This window comes from Rhodococcus sp. 24CO (genome assembly GCF_050586165.1).
Classification (GTDB): domain Bacteria; phylum Actinomycetota; class Actinomycetes; order Mycobacteriales; family Mycobacteriaceae; genus Rhodococcus_F.
The window spans coordinates 185,955-200,643 of record NZ_JAZFNF010000007.1 but is presented as its reverse complement, the minus strand read 5'-3'; the positions used below and the strand labels follow the sequence as shown (position 1 = coordinate 200,643).

The window sequence follows — 14,689 nt, the reverse complement described above, 5'->3', positions numbered from 1 at the left end:
GTCTTCAACATCGAGTAACGCGCCGGGCAAGATTCTCCCAACCGTCAGCGAGCCTTTCCGGCGTCATCCCGAGATCACGAACCTGGTACAGAACCAACGATGCTTCGAGTGGTGCAAGTAGTGCCGAGGCGAGGAGTTCCAGATCGCCCTCGACGCCGGCTGCACGGAGCAAATTGATCACATGCGCGATGCTCAGCGAGCGGGCCGGGCCACCGAATCGAAACTCCGGTGCGTTCTCGGCAGCGCGGAGAACATCGCCCTGGACCTCCACGATCGCAATGCGGGCGCGACCGAAGGCGACCAGTCGGTCTATCGGCGGCGCGCCAGGGCCCAGCGGCGGCGGGCCGAACATGAAGGCGTGCTGCAACTCTCGCTCGGTGTGGTCCAGGAGTGCTTGCATCAAACCGGCGCGGCTGCCGAAGCGGCGAAAGACTGTGCCCTTGCCCACACCGGCGCGGCACGCAACAGCGTCCATGGTGACGGCGTCGACTCCGCGTTCGGCCACGAGCAATGCTGCGGCGTCGAGCAGAAGTGCCCGGTTACGTGCGGCGTCGCCGCGCTCGGCCGGTTGCGCGCCGATCTGGGGTAGGGGGATTGCGCTCACTTGGTCGAGGTTACATGGCTGCGGAATATAAGTGGACCGTGGTCCGTTTAGAGGGTATAACTTTCAACCAGAGCCACCCACCGCACCAATCTCGAAGGAATCACCCAATGTCACAGAGCAATGTTCTCGTTCTCGTCGGAAGCCTGCGCGCCGGATCCGTCAACCGTCAGCTCGCCGAGACTGCAGTGTCCGCTGCGCCGGAGGGTGCTGCCCTGACGATCTTCGAAGGCCTCGCCGACGTTCCCTTCTACAACGAAGACCTCGACGTCGAAGGTGCATCGATCCCCGCAGTCGACGCCCTGCGCGCCGCAGCCGGCAACGCCGACGCCTTCCTGCTCGTCACCCCCGAGTACAACGGCACCATCCCCGCTGTCCTCAAGAACGCCATCGACTGGATCTCGCGTCCCTACGGCGCAGGTGCTGTCTCCGGCAAGCCGGTTGCAGTCATCAGCGCATCGCCCAGCGGCAACGGTGCGAAGTGGGCCAACGACGACACGGTCAAGGCTGTCGGCATCGCCGGTGGCAACGTGCTCAGCGATTCCGCTCTTGCCGTCGCCAGCACGTTCGACAAGTTCGGCACCTCGCACGCACGCGAGAACGCTGAGGTTGTCGCACAGGTATCCAAGGTTGTTGCAGACCTGGTCGACGCCACGAAGACGCTCGTCAACGCATAATCTGTACCAGTTTCTCAACGAGGGTCACGCCGGACTGGCGTGACCCTCGTTGCATGTGCGCCGGTGTCTGCTTCGCTACAGGCCTTCGCGTTCCATGGCGTCGTCGACGGCATCACGAACGGACTCGAAGTCCTTGCCCGCCATCATTGCTGCGCCCATTGCCTCGTCGATGCGCTCCGCGGCGAGGGCATAGCGACGTTCCCAGTTCTCCTTGTCCGTGCGCCAGTAACCCATGGTGTGCATGGCGGTCGCGGGGATGTTCAGCGTGTGACGCAGGTAGGCGCGAACCTTGCGCGCGGCTGCGGCCTCGACTGCGCACCAGACGTATCCGGTGCCCGGAGGTAGGGGATCGGCGGCCAACTCGGTGAGAAGGGAGTCGGCGTCACCGATCCATCGGATGTCGGCGTCGGCCGCGGTCGTGAAGCTCTGCTGCTCGCTCGGATCGGGAATCTGTGCGATCACCTGTACGGAAATCCCGGCGGGCAGGCTCTCGAGGATTCGGCCGACTGCGGGGAGTGCGGCGTGGTCGGCGAGCAGCATCAGCCACTCGATGTTCTCGGGCGGGCGGAACCATCCGTTGGCGCTCGACAGGTGCACGGTGTCGCCGGGGTTCGCCGTCTCGGCCCAGAGCGCCGCCCCGCCGTGCCCATGCAGAACGAAATCGATATCGAGCTCGCCGGTGGCCGCGCTCCAGCGGCGCACTGTGTAACTACGCGCGTGTGGGGGCTCGACTGGGAACCGGACAAGCACCCGTTCGTCGGGTAGGCCACTTGATGCGAAGTCGGCCAAGCCGGCGCCACCGAACGTGATTCTGCGCATTCCGGGCGTGATCTGCGTTGCCTCGAGAACAGTTGCCTGGTGGCGCGGGGCTTCGTCGCTGGGGAGGTCGATCGGGGCTGATTCCACGACGCTCATGGTAGAGCTGTGGGGTGTTCCGAGACCCGGTCGAATGCTTGGTGCGTATGTGAGCACCGACACGCCGACACGGCGCGGAATTGGCGCGGAGTTATGGGTGCTGAGCTGGGTCGACCTGGGAATTTCATCTATGTGACTCACAACATCTTCGGTTATGTGATTCTGTCGGCCACTAGGTGTAGTGTCTTGAGCACTGAGAGACCACAACGCGGAACGCCTCGAGCGAAGCTCCGGCAATCGGTCGAATCGGTGCTGAACATCACTACATCGGCCTTCGTTGGCTAAGCGAAAGAGGGACTCTCATGAGCATCACCGTCTACACCAAGCCCGCTTGCGTTCAGTGCAATGCCACCTACCGCGCCCTCGACAAGGCCGGTCTCGAATACGACATCATCGACATCACCGAGGATGCCGAGGCACGTGACTACGTCATGGCGCTCGGATACCTCCAGGCACCCGTCGTGGTTGCCGGTGAAGATCACTGGTCGGGTTTCCGTCCCGATCGCATCAAGACGCTGGCCGTCGCTGCTTGAAGCGCGACCGCGCCGGTGGCCGACGGCGCTGTCGGCCCCGTAGTTGGAAGTTTTGAATAGTCGAAAGTTCCGGGCACCGCATGAGGAAATGGTGACAACCGATGACTTCGCTGGTTTATTTCTCCAGCGTGTCGGAGAACACCCACCGATTCGTTCAACGTCTCGGACTGCCTGCGACACGCATACCCATCCATGACCGTGACGGCTCATTTCAGGTCGACGAGCCCTATGTACTGATCCTGCCGACTTACGGCGGCGGGGCAACAGTGACAGGCCGCGACACCAGCTATGTGCCCAAGCCGGTCATTCGTTTTTTGAACAACCCACACAACAGGTCGTTGATCAGAGCAGTGATCGCGGCAGGAAACACCAATTTCGGTGAATCCTTTTGTTACGCAGGAAACATCATTTCCCAGAAATGCCACGTTCCTTTTCTGTACCGCTTCGAACTCATGGGCACTGCCGAGGACGTCGAACGGGTACGAGAAGGCTTGGGGGAGTTCTGGAATCATCTCGAAGCAGAGAAGGAGAACGGGCAGTGGCGCCAACCATCACTGACACGATCGCGGCTGGAAGCGTAGAACGTGACGCACGCGGCGGTGATTCCACCAACGGTCTCGACTACCACGCACTCAATGCCATGCTCAACCTGTACGGCGCAAACGGCGAGATCCAGTTCGAGATGGATGTCGCGGCGGCCCGTCAGTACTTCCTGCAGCACGTCAACCAGAACACGGTGTTCTTCCACAATCTCGACGAGAAGCTCGACTACCTCGTCGAGGAAAACTACTACGAGCCTGAGGTTCTCGATCAGTACTCACGTACGTTCGTGAAGTTCCTGATCGATCACGCGTACTCCAAGAAGTTCCGCTTCCCGACGTTCCTGGGCGCGTTCAAGTACTACACGTCCTACACGCTCAAGACGTTCGACGGAAAGCGCTACCTCGAGCGTTTCGAAGACCGCGTGTGCATGGTGGCCCTGACGTTGGCTGCCGGCAACGAAGACCTGGCTGTCGAACTTGTCGACGAAATCATCGCCGGACGCTTCCAGCCCGCCACCCCCACGTTCCTCAACTCCGGCAAGAAGCAGCGCGGCGAGCCCGTGTCCTGCTTCCTGCTGCGCATTGAAGACAACATGGAGTCCATCGGGCGCTCCATCAACTCGGCTCTGCAGCTCTCCAAGCGCGGCGGCGGAGTTGCATTGCTGCTCACCAACATTCGTGAGCACGGCGCACCGATCAAGAAGATCGAGAACCAAAGCTCGGGTGTCATCCCGATCATGAAGCTCCTCGAAGATTCGTTCTCGTACGCAAACCAGCTCGGAGCGCGTCAGGGTGCCGGTGCCGTCTACCTGCACGCACACCACCCCGACATCTACCGTTTCCTCGACACCAAGCGTGAAAACGCCGACGAGAAGATCCGCATCAAGACGCTGTCGCTTGGCATCGTGATCCCGGACATCACGTTCGAGCTGGCGAAGAAGAACGAGGACATGTACCTGTTCTCGCCGTACGACGTCGAGCGCATCTACGGCGTTCCGTTCTCGGACATCAACGTCTCCGAGAAGTACTACGAGATGGTCGACGACAAGCGAATTCGCAAGTCCAAGATCAAGGCTCGCGAATTCTTCCAGACCGTCGCTGAGCTGCAGTTCGAATCGGGCTACCCGTACATCATGTTCGAGGACACGGTGAACAAGGCCAACCCCATCGAAGGCAAGATCACGCACTCGAACCTGTGCTCGGAGATCCTGCAGGTCTCCACACCGTCCGAGTTCAACGAGGACCTGACCTACAGCCACGTCGGCAAGGACATCTCCTGCAACCTCGGTTCGCTGAACATCGCGAAGACCATGGACTCGCCCGACTTCGCCAAGACCATCGAGGTCGCGATCCGCGGTTTGACAGCGGTGTCGGATCAGACGCACATCTACTCTGTGCCGTCGATCGAGCAGGGCAACAACGACTCTCACGCCATCGGCCTCGGCCAGATGAACCTGCACGGCTACCTCGCTCGTGAGCGAATCTTCTACGGCAGCGAAGAAGGCATCGACTTCACGAACATCTACTTCTACACCGTGCTGTTCCACGCTCTGCGGGCATCGAACCGGATCTCCATCGAGCGCGGTTCCTACTTCAAGGGCTTCCCGCAGTCGAAGTACGCGTCGGGTGAATTCTTCGACAAGTACACCGACCAGGTGTGGGAGCCGGCCACGGACAAGGTTCGTGGACTGTTCGCCGCCGCCGACCTTCACATCCCGACGCAGGACGACTGGCGTGAGCTGAAGGCGTCGGTGCAGAAGCACGGCATCTACAACCAGAACCTGCAGGCCGTGCCGCCCACCGGTTCGATCTCGTACATCAACTACTCCACCAGCTCCATCCACCCGGTGGCGTCGAAGATCGAGATCCGCAAGGAAGGCAAGATCGGTCGCGTCTACTACCCGGCGCCCTACCTGACCAACGACAACCTGGAGTACTACCAGGATGCCTACGAAATCGGGTACGAGAAGATCGTCGACACCTACGCTGCCGCAACGCAGCACGTCGACCAGGGCCTGTCCCTGACCTTGTTCTTCAAGGACACCGCCACCACCCGCGACATCAACAAGGCGCAGATCTACGCATGGCGTAAGGGCATCAAGACGCTCTACTACATCCGTCTGCGTCAGCTGGCACTCGAAGGCACCGAGGTCGAGGGCTGCGTTTCCTGCATGCTGTAAGGGCTTTGCCCCCGTGTGCCTTTCTGATAGTGACCACTACCGGAAAGGCACACGGGGGCATTTTCTTTGCTAGGACGGCGGACGGCCAGGGCCGTGCATCTTGCCGGCGTTTTTCGGCATCCGTCCGTGCTCGGTGAGCGCCCGTCGGAGTAGGAATTCGATCTGGGCGTTTGTGCTTCGGAGATCATCGGCGGCCCAGCGGGCAAGAGCGTCGTGCACCGCTGGATCCAACCGAAGAAGGATCTTCTTACGCTCCGATCTCGGAGCTGGATCCGTGGCCATGTGGCCTTCCCTTTACTGGTAGAGCGAACCGGTGTTGAGCACCGGCTGTGCGTCGCGGTCACCGCACAGCACGACCAGAAGGTTACTGATCATCGTGGCTTTGCGTTCTTCGTCGAGTTCGACGACGTGCTGTTCCTCGAGCTGCTTGAGAGCCATGTCCACCATCGACACTGCTCCTTCGACGATCTGCTTCCTGGCGGCGATGACGGCGCCTGCCTGTTGACGTCGCAGCATCGCGCTGGCGATTTCCGGTGCGTACGAAAGCCGGTTGATGCGGGTCTCGATCACTTCTACTCCGGCGGCGCGCACGCGGGCGTGAACTTCCTCCGACAGCGTCGTTGTAATGATGTCGGCGTTCTCCCGCAACGAGACTCGGTCTTCGGCGTCGTACGGGTAACTGCCGGCGATGTGGCGTACAGCCGCCTCGGTCTGAACCGACACGAACTCCTCGTAGTCGTCCACCTGGAATGACGCGAGCGCGGTGTCGGCTACCTGCCAGACGACAACGGCCGAGATCTCGATGGGGTTGCCGTCGGCGTCGTTGACTTTGGACTGGCCGGTCTCGTGGTTTCTGATGCGGGTGGAGATGGAACGACGCACGGTCAGTGGGTTTGTCCAGCGCAGTCCAGGGGTGCGCAATGTGCCGCTGTACGAACTTCCCAGGAATTGCAGAACACGCGCCTGGTTCGGCTGTACCAGTGTCAGGCCGATCAGTGCGGGGAGTGACGCGAGGAACAGCACCACTCCGATCGGAATCAGCGCTATGAGTCCAAGGAGCCCTCCGACAACTGCCAGGGCGATTCCGCCGAGGAACAGAATCAATCCGCCGAGGAGCATCCAACTGCCCGACAGGTCCCAACCTGGGCGTTCGGCGATTGTGGTGGTGGCAACTCCGGTTGGTTTCTCGGCCACGGTGGGCGTGCTGGTCATGTGAGACTCGCTTCCTCATCGGTAAGAGATATTTAATTGATATCACATTTTTCGCGTCGATGAGTGGGCGCGTACGACACATCTTGTTGTGTTGGCGTCTGGAGTCGGACACAACGGGTAGTGTTCAGGCAAGCCAACATTCGGCAGTATCTCTCGCGCTAGGTAGGAATCATGGTCAAGCTGGTCAGTCGCGTTTCCGCAATCAACTGGAATCGCGTCCAGGACGAGAAGGACGCCGAGGTGTGGGATCGCCTCGTCAGCAACTTCTGGCTGCCCGAAAAGGTGCCGGTCTCCAACGACATCCCGTCCTGGGGGACTCTGACCGCTCCCGAGCAGCAACTCACGATGCGCGTATTCACCGGTCTGACATTGCTCGACACCATTCAGGGAACCGTCGGTGCCGTCAGCCTCATCCCCGACGCCATCACCCCGCACGAAGAAGCGGTGTACACCAACATCGCCTTCATGGAATCGGTGCACGCCAAGAGCTACAGCTCCATCTTCTCGACGCTGTGCTCCACGCCCGACATCGACGACGCCTTCCGCTGGTCGGAGGAAAATCCGAACCTGCAGCGCAAGGCGCAGATCGTTCTCGACTACTACAACGGTGAGTCGCCGCTCAAGCGCAAGGTCGCGTCGACCCTGCTCGAGAGCTTCCTCTTCTACTCCGGCTTCTACCTGCCGATGTACTGGTCCTCGCGGGCCAAGCTCACCAACACGGCCGACCTCATCCGCCTCATTATCCGCGACGAGGCCGTGCACGGTTACTACATCGGCTACAAGTACCAGAAGGGCCTCGAGCAGCTGTCCGAGGCAGAGCGCGAAGAGCTCAAGAACTACACGTTCGAGCTTCTCTTCGAGCTGTACGAGAACGAGGTCGAGTACACCCAGGATCTCTACGACGAGGTCGGACTGACCGAGGACGTCAAGAAGTTCCTGCGCTACAACGCGAACAAGGCGCTCAACAATCTCGGTTACGAAGGCCTGTTCCCGAAGGACGAGACGGACGTCAATCCGGCTATCCTGTCGGCACTTTCACCCAACGCCGACGAGAATCACGACTTCTTCTCCGGCTCGGGAAGCTCCTACGTCATCGGCAAGGCCATCAACACCGAAGATGACGACTGGGATTTCTAGTCTCTGACGACAAAGCCCGATTCCTGCAGACGCGGGAATCGGGCTTTTGTTGTCGGTAGGGGAGGGCTAGCTCACCGAGAACCAGGCTTCTGCCTTGTCCTGCAACGCCTTTTCCAGACGCAGGCGCGACGTGTCGGTCAGATCCGACGGCAGGTCGTCCGGCGCGAACCATGCAACCTCGAGATTCTCGTCGTCCGCGACATGCGCGTCGCCGCCCGTCCAGCGGGCCAGGAAACAGACGTCGAGATACTGCGTGATATCCCCGTTGGGGTACGTAATGGGCTCTGTCACATCGACACTCGTGATCCGAACCAACTCCGCGTCGACGCCCGTCTCTTCCTTGGCCTCACGAACGGCAGCCGACGCCGGCTCCTCACCAGGCTCGAGAACGCCGGACACCACGGCCCACAGACCGTTGTCGGCGCGGCGGGTGAGGAGCACACGGCCCTCGTCGTCGCGAATCACGACACTGACTCCGGACAGCCAGAGTGGCGCGTGGCCGATTTTTTCGCGCAACTCGACGATGAACTCAGGAATCGGCATCGCGTCAGCTCGCGTATCCGTTGAGCGTGTGCTGGAGATCGTCGAGAACGGCGCGCGCGGCAGTCATGCCGTTGCCGTTCCAGATCTCGTCCTCGGCAGCAAAGACACGGTTCCCGGACGGCGCTCCCAGATCGTGCCACTGGTCGCTCTTCATCACTTCGGTGCCGTACTTCAGCCCGTCAGGACCGTCGAAGAGCACGTAGATCAGATCACCTTCGGCGGCGCTGAGGTCGTCGGCGGGAACCTCGGTGGTCACGGTGTCGGTGAGTCGTTGTGCTGGAGGTCGGCGCACCCCGACGTCGCTGAGAATCTGACCGGAGAACGAGGCAGGCCCCTCGATGTTCAGCGAGTCCGAATCGAACCGCACCACAGATGCCTGCGTCTGCGCCGAATTGAGCGACTCACCCAGTTCCCGAGCATCGCGTTGGTAATTGTCCAGAGAGGCTGCTGCTGCGGTGGATCGTCCGAGGGCCTGGCCCGCCAGTGCGAACTGCGCCTTCCAATAGACGGGATCGGAACCGGCAAACACAGTCGGGGCGATGCCGTTGAGTTGCCCGTACAGGTCCGCCGACGCCGGGCTCGACCCGAGAATCAGATCCGGTGCGGCGGCCTTGATCGCAGTGACATCGGGAGCGCTGACCGGGCCGACGCTCGGAATCTCGGAAATGCCGAAACCGAGGTACGACGGCTGAGGTGAATCGACGCCCGTCGCGGCGCCCACCACACGCTCCCACAATCCCAATGCACACACCGCGTCCATCGACGCGCTGTCGAGCACGACGATCCGCGCAGGATCCGAGGGAACTTCCGCCGTGCCGGCCGTATGCACGACCTGTCGCGTCACTGTGGGGCCGGCACCGGCGTCGGCCGCTGTCGGGGTGGGGCACGCTGTCGCCGTATCGCGCGCGAGCCCCATGACACCGGCTCCGGCGATGGACGTCGTGGTCCGCACGATGCTGCTGGCGATGTCGTCGGAGGTGTCCGACGAACAACCACTCAATACAACGAGTGAGGCTGCGATGCCGAGTATCGAGACGCGGCGGAGAGTAATGCGGGAGAGAACGGTCAAGTCGACGGCTTCCTGTGTGGGCGGGCGCCGCTTTAGGTTAGCTGCTCGACTTGTCCACTCCGAACGTGTCCGCGAGGTCGTCCAGAATCAGGTGCGCGCCCTGAATGCTGACCGGAGACATCCACTCCGAATCGTCGACGTCGACGGTACGGCCACGCAGAGTTTGCCACAGCGGACTCGTGAGGAACGGCTTCGCGGCTTCGGCGCTCTTGCCCTCGGGGTCCTGCCACGTGCTGACGAAGATGATGTCGGCGTCGGCCTCGTTGATGAGCTCTGGACTGATCTTCATCATGATGTTGCCCGGATCGGCAGGATCGGGGCCCTGGTTGCCCGGGCGGGCCAGGCCGGCGTCCTCGAGGACGATGCCGCTGAACGAGGTGGTGCGGTACAGGCGTGCTGTCGGTTCGCCGGCAAAGCGGACGACGGAGATGACCGGGTTGTTCGCAGTCTTGTTGATGGCGCTTCCGACGGCGGCGGCACGCGCTTCGTATTCGCCGATCTTCTGCTCGGCAAGATCTTCTTTGCCGAGGGCCTCACCGACGAGTCGGATGTTGTCCTTCCATGTCGGTCCCGTCGTCTGCGTGAACACGGTCGGGGCGATTGCGGAGAGTTGTTCGTAGTTCTTGCCGTCTCGGACTTCGGCCGAGATGATCAGATCGGGCTGGAGTGCCGCGACCTTCTCGAGGCTTACGGCGCCGACTGTTCCGACGGAAATCGCGTCGGCGGCAAACTCGTCGCGGGTTGATCCGAGGTAGGCGGGCAATCCAGGCTCGCGGTAGTCGACGTATCCCACGAGGGGTGACTCGAGGAGCAGTGTGGCGTCGGTGAAGCTGTTGTCGAGCGCCACGATTCTCTTGGGCTGTGACGGAATCTCGGTGCTACCGCGGAAGTGTTCGATCGTGCGAGGAAATGCCCTTTGTTCGGTCGACGTCTGTTCGGTCGACGTCGCGGTGGTGTCCGGCTCGTCATTCGAACATGCGGGGACGATCAACGCCAGGGCGGCAACGACGGAAATCGCCGCGGTTCGGCGAGCAAAGTGTTTCACGGGTTCTCCTGTATTAGGTTAGGCAAGCCAGACCTTAACAACCAGACCTAACAACGGGATAGTTCGGGCGTCGAGTCCTTGGCGGAGCGAACCCAGGGTGCGACACGCCGCAACACGAGATCACACTCGTCACTTCGGGAACATAAACCGCAGGTTGATCGTTTAGTGGAAGCCAAAACGGTCCCTCGAGTACGACGCTGAGTAGGACCGGGTCGCGAGGCGTCACGGTCACGGTCTACGATTCGATGAGCGCAAGCCAGAAGCCGTTTCCCGCACGCCGGGAAATGGACCCTGCGGCGCGACCAAAGGCTCTGTCGAAGGAGTCTGCGGAGCGACCAAAGGCACATTCAGGAGGATCAGTGACTGCCGTAGCGCCCCAGCCAGTCCCCGCGATAGCTGCAGCCAGGCCTTACCCGCCGCGGCAGGGACCCAAGGGCTCATTCATTTTCAAGATGATCACGACCACCGACCCCAAGGTGCTCGGAATCATGTACTTGGCGACTTCCATCGCCTTCTTCCTCATCGGTGGCCTCATGGCACTGATGATGCGTGCCGAGCTAGCTGTGCCCGGCATGCAGTTTCTCTCGAACGAACAGTTCAACCAGCTGTTCACCATGCACGGCACCATCATGCTGCTGCTGTACGCGACGCCGATCGTCTTCGGCTTCGCCAACTACATTCTTCCGCTGCAGATCGGCGCGCCCGACGTTGCGTTCCCGCGTCTGAACGCCTTCAGCTACTGGCTGTACCTGTTCGGCGCGATCATCGCGACGGCCGGATTCGTGACCCCCGGTGGCGCAGCCGACTTCGGTTGGACCGCCTACACCCCGCTGACGAATGCACTGCATTCGCCGGGCGTCGGCGCTGACCTCTGGATCATGGGCCTCGCTGTCGGTGGCCTCGGCACCATCCTCGGTGGCGTCAACATGATCACCACTGTGATCTGCCTGCGTGCACCCGGTATGACCATGTTCCGCATGCCGATCTTCACCTGGAACATCTTCATCACCAGCATTCTCATCCTGCTGGCGTTCCCGCTGCTGACCGCTGCACTGCTCGGCCTGTTCGTCGACCGACATCTGGGTGGTCACATCTTCGATCCGGCAACGGGCGGTGTGTTGCTCTGGCAGCACCTGTTCTGGTTCTTCGGTCACCCCGAGGTGTACATCATCGCGCTGCCGTTCTTCGGCATCGTCTCGGAGATCTTCCCGGTCTTCAGCCGTAAGCCGATCTTCGGCTACAGCGGTCTGGTGTACGCAACGCTCGCAATTGCAGCCCTGTCGATCGCCGTGTGGGCGCACCACATGTACGCAACCGGCGCGGTTCTGCTCCCGTACTTCTCGTTCATGACGTTCTTGATCGCAGTGCCGACAGGCGTGAAGATATTCAACTGGATCGGAACGATGTGGAAGGGGCAATTGACCTTCGAGTCGCCGATGCTCTTCTCGATCGGCTTCCTGATCACCTTCCTCTTCGGTGGTCTGTCGGGTGTCATCCTCGCGAGCCCGCCGCTCGACTTCCACGTCACGGACAGCTACTTCGTTGTCGCCCACTTCCACTACGTGGTCTTCGGCACCGTTGTGTTCGCCACCTACGCCGGTATCTACTTCTGGTTCCCGAAGATGACCGGCCGCATGATGGACGAGCGCCTCGGCAAGTGGCACTTCTGGACCACGTTCGTCGGCTTCCACGGCACGTTCCTCGTGCAGCACTGGCTCGGAGCCGAAGGTATGCCGCGTCGTTACGCCGACTACCTGCCGTCCGACGGCTTCACGTCGCTGAACACGGTCTCGACAATCTTTGCCTTCGTACTCGGCGCCTCGACGCTGCCGTTCATCTGGAACGTCTTCAAGAGCTACCGCTACGGCGAAGTTGTCACGGTCGACGATCCGTGGGGTTACGGAAACTCGCTCGAATGGGCAACCAGTTGCCCGCCGCCGCGTCACAACTTCACCGAGTTGCCGCGCATCCGCAGCGAGCGTCCGGCATTCGAACTGCACTACCCGCACATGGTTGAGCGGATGCGCGCAGAAGCGCACGTCGGCCCCGGCCACAGCAGTAAGAACGACGCCCTCGAAGGCAGTTCTCACTAAATGAGCAACCCGACCTACACGTAGGTCAACGCCAAAGGCCCCGCCCGCACAACGGGTGGGGCCTTTCGCTTGTTCGATTGCCGATTGGCACAATAGGTGTCGACGCATGTCGATCACGACGCGATTTCCAAGAAATGATCGGAGTTCTCGGTGGGTGCCTCAGACACCACTGTTCTGGTGACCGTGACCGGGCCTGACCGGCCCGGCGTCACCTCGGTACTGTTCGCCGCATTGTCGCGGCACGATGTGAGCCTGCTCGACGTCGAGCAGGTGGTCATCCGAGGTCGGCTCACGCTCGGCGTCCTTGTTGCCTGCCCGAACGATCCGGAGGCGCTGCAGGAAGAACTCGAGCAGGCAATGGCGACGGTCGGCATGAACGTCGACATCGAAATCGGTGCGGATTCCGGTCGGCCCGCTGTATCCACCCACGCGGTTGTGGTTCTCGGCAGCCCGGTGAATGCTCGCGCAATGCGCGGCGTGGCACGCGAGTTGGCCAAGCAGGGCGCCAACATCGATTCGATTCGCGGTGTTGCCGACTACCCGGTGACGGGCCTGGAACTCAGTGTCAGCTCCGCAGGCAGCGCCGACGCCGACGCGAAGTTGCGCACCGGTCTTGCCGAAGTCGCGGCACTCGAGAACGTCGACATCGCGGTCGAGCGCGCCGGTTTGGCGAGGCGCGCCAAGCGTCTCATCGTGTTCGACGTGGACTCGACGCTCGTTCAGGGTGAAGTCATCGAGATGCTCGCCGCCAAGGCCGGCGTCGAAGACGAGGTTCGCGCCGTCACGGAAGCCGCGATGCGCGGTGAGATCGACTTCACCGAATCGCTCCATCAGCGGGTGGCAACCCTCGCGGGACTGGACGCTTCGGTGATCGACGAGGTGGCCGCGAGCATCGAACTGACTCCAGGTGCGCGCACCACCATCCGCACCTTGCGTCGTCTCGGCTTCCACTGCGGTGTTGTCTCCGGCGGATTCCGTCAGGTCATCGAAGGTCTGGCGCACGAACTCGAATTGGACTTCGTTCACGCCAACACCCTGGAAATCGTCGACGGCAAGTTGACCGGCCGCGTCATCGGCGAAATTGTCGACCGCGCAGCCAAGGCTGTTGCACTCCGGAAGTTCGCCGATCAGGTCGGTGTCCCCATGGAGCAGACCGTGGCCGTCGGTGACGGCGCAAACGACATCGACATGCTCAACGCTGCTGGTCTGGGTGTGGCCTTCAATGCGAAGCCCGCACTGCGCGAGGTTGCCGACGCGGCGCTGTCGCATCCGTTCCTCGACGCTGTGCTCTTCATCCTCGGCGTGACCCGCGACGAGGTCGAAGCAGCAGACGCGATCGACGGCGGCGTTCGGCGCGTGCCGATCCCATGATCGACGACCCCGGCGCCGCGGTGATATCGGGACCGGACGCGCTCTGGCGCGCCCGGCACGCCGTGCTTGCTGCGGGTTACGGTGGCCGGCCCGATCCGGCCGACCCCGCCCAGGTTCTGGCGATGCCCATCGTCCTGCATATCCCGAAAGCTGATCCTCCTCTGCGTAGTTCGCTCCTCGAAGCGGCTGCTTCTGCGGCGGTCGCATTGTGTCTCGACGAGCGAGTCGGTGTGTCCGAGGACGGCGAACCCGGCCCGTGGCGAGGCAACTTCACGGCATGGGTGAGTGGGCGTATCCGTAAGGTGTCGCGCCGCGCGCGGGGGGCGCAGTGGTTGGCGGCGCAGGATGTCGCGGGAATCACCGTCGAGGTCGACGGTGCCCAGGCCCGCGCTCTGGTGCCCGGACCTGTCGGGGAACTCGATCTGCGGATCAAGAAAATGCAGATCGGCGGCACCGACCTCGAACACGACGACCCGGGTCCACCCATACCTGGATTGCCGGTGCTGTGGATTGACCCCGCACTCGAGATGACGGTGGGCAAAGCATCGGCACAGGTTGGTCATGCGTCAATGTTGTTGGCGGCAGCCATGTCCGACGAGGAAGCCTGGCGCTGGGCTCAGACCGGATTCCGCTGTTCAGTCCGCGATGCGGACAAAGAGCAGTGGGCGGATGCTGTGGCTCGGTTGAGTTCCGACGCCGTCGCAGTCAGGGACGCGGGATACACCGAAGTGGCACCCGGGTCGATGACGGTGATTGCGGTTCCCGGCTAGA

The 14,689-nt window shown here is 61.9% G+C and carries 15 protein-coding genes; 8 read left to right on the top strand and 7 right to left on the bottom strand.

Going from position 1 to position 14,689, the window contains the following annotated elements; genetic code table 11:
• Window positions 1-4 precede the first annotated feature (4 nt).
• Window positions 5-604, bottom strand: a complete 600-nt coding sequence (locus V2B23_RS18705) for a TetR/AcrR family transcriptional regulator (protein WP_430951719.1) — start codon at window positions 602-604, stop codon at window positions 5-7.
• Between the two features lie 107 nt (window positions 605-711).
• Between V2B23_RS18705 and V2B23_RS18700 the strand changes: the two genes are divergently transcribed.
• On the top strand, window positions 712-1,278 hold the full coding sequence (locus V2B23_RS18700) for an NAD(P)H-dependent oxidoreductase (RefSeq protein WP_033231102.1): 567 nt from the start codon (window positions 712-714) through the stop codon (window positions 1,276-1,278).
• 75 nt (window positions 1,279-1,353) lie between these two features.
• On the opposite strand, the gene V2B23_RS18695 is transcribed toward V2B23_RS18700, so the two are convergent.
• Window positions 1,354-2,193: a siderophore-interacting protein gene (locus tag V2B23_RS18695; protein ID WP_430951718.1), complete on the bottom strand. Its 840-nt coding sequence runs from the start codon at window positions 2,191-2,193 to the stop codon at window positions 1,354-1,356.
• A gap of 302 nt (window positions 2,194-2,495) precedes the next feature.
• On the opposite strand from V2B23_RS18695, the gene V2B23_RS18690 reads away from it, so the two are divergent.
• From V2B23_RS18690 to nrdE, 3 genes are all read left to right on the top strand, one after another.
• Complete coding sequence (locus V2B23_RS18690; protein ID WP_033231100.1) at window positions 2,496-2,726, top strand: redoxin NrdH; 231 nt, start codon at window positions 2,496-2,498, stop codon at window positions 2,724-2,726.
• Between the two features lie 101 nt (window positions 2,727-2,827).
• Entirely contained in the window at window positions 2,828-3,307 is a 480-nt protein-coding gene (gene nrdI / locus V2B23_RS18685) for a class Ib ribonucleoside-diphosphate reductase assembly flavoprotein NrdI (protein ID WP_092800981.1), read from the top strand.
• Window positions 3,265-5,448 carry a class 1b ribonucleoside-diphosphate reductase subunit alpha gene (gene nrdE / locus V2B23_RS18680; RefSeq protein ID WP_374700856.1) on the top strand — a complete coding sequence of 728 codons (2,184 nt, stop codon included), beginning with the start codon at window positions 3,265-3,267 and terminating at the stop codon, window positions 5,446-5,448. The genes nrdI and nrdE overlap by 43 nt, the downstream gene beginning before the upstream one ends.
• Window positions 5,449-5,517: 69 nt before the next feature.
• Here nrdE and V2B23_RS18675 read toward each other — a convergent pair whose 3' ends face one another.
• Together V2B23_RS18675 and V2B23_RS18670 are read right to left on the bottom strand one after the other, a co-directional pair.
• Entirely contained in the window at window positions 5,518-5,730 is a 213-nt protein-coding gene (locus V2B23_RS18675; RefSeq protein WP_020969285.1) for a hypothetical protein, read from the bottom strand.
• 12 nt (window positions 5,731-5,742) lie between these two features.
• Window positions 5,743-6,660 carry an SPFH domain-containing protein gene (locus V2B23_RS18670; protein WP_430951717.1) on the bottom strand — a complete coding sequence of 306 codons (918 nt, stop codon included), beginning with the start codon at window positions 6,658-6,660 and terminating at the stop codon, window positions 5,743-5,745.
• Window positions 6,661-6,831: 171 nt separating this feature from the next.
• Here V2B23_RS18670 and nrdF point away from each other — a divergent pair, with 171 nt between their 5' ends.
• Window positions 6,832-7,797, top strand: a complete 966-nt coding sequence (gene nrdF / locus V2B23_RS18665; RefSeq protein WP_033231096.1) for a class 1b ribonucleoside-diphosphate reductase subunit beta — start codon at window positions 6,832-6,834, stop codon at window positions 7,795-7,797.
• Between the two features lie 66 nt (window positions 7,798-7,863).
• On the opposite strand, the gene V2B23_RS18660 is transcribed toward nrdF, so the two are convergent.
• Genes V2B23_RS18660 through V2B23_RS18650 form a run of 3 tightly spaced genes read right to left on the bottom strand, consistent with a single transcriptional unit; the run spans window position 7,864 to window position 10,397 of the window.
• Window positions 7,864-8,340, bottom strand: coding sequence for an NUDIX hydrolase (locus tag V2B23_RS18660; RefSeq protein WP_430951716.1), 477 nt, complete (start codon window positions 8,338-8,340; stop codon window positions 7,864-7,866).
• Between the two features lie 4 nt (window positions 8,341-8,344).
• Window positions 8,345-9,409: an iron-siderophore ABC transporter substrate-binding protein gene (locus V2B23_RS18655; RefSeq protein WP_430951715.1), complete on the bottom strand. Its 1,065-nt coding sequence runs from the start codon at window positions 9,407-9,409 to the stop codon at window positions 8,345-8,347.
• Window positions 9,410-9,446: 37 nt separating this feature from the next.
• On the bottom strand, window positions 9,447-10,397 hold the full coding sequence (locus V2B23_RS18650) for an ABC transporter substrate-binding protein (protein WP_430951959.1): 951 nt from the start codon (window positions 10,395-10,397) through the stop codon (window positions 9,447-9,449).
• A gap of 416 nt (window positions 10,398-10,813) precedes the next feature.
• Between V2B23_RS18650 and ctaD the strand changes: the two genes are divergently transcribed.
• The 3 genes from ctaD (at window position 10,814) to V2B23_RS18635 (ending at window position 14,688) form a co-directional block, all read left to right on the top strand.
• Window positions 10,814-12,547: an aa3-type cytochrome oxidase subunit I gene (gene ctaD / locus V2B23_RS18645; RefSeq protein WP_430951714.1), complete on the top strand. Its 1,734-nt coding sequence runs from the start codon at window positions 10,814-10,816 to the stop codon at window positions 12,545-12,547.
• 150 nt (window positions 12,548-12,697) lie between these two features.
• Entirely contained in the window at window positions 12,698-13,918 is a 1,221-nt protein-coding gene (serB, locus tag V2B23_RS18640; RefSeq protein ID WP_430951713.1) for a phosphoserine phosphatase SerB, read from the top strand.
• On the top strand, window positions 13,915-14,688 hold the full coding sequence (locus V2B23_RS18635; protein WP_430951712.1) for an aminoacyl-tRNA hydrolase: 774 nt from the start codon (window positions 13,915-13,917) through the stop codon (window positions 14,686-14,688). The genes serB and V2B23_RS18635 overlap by 4 nt, the downstream gene beginning before the upstream one ends.
• Window position 14,689: the final 1 nt, after the last annotated feature.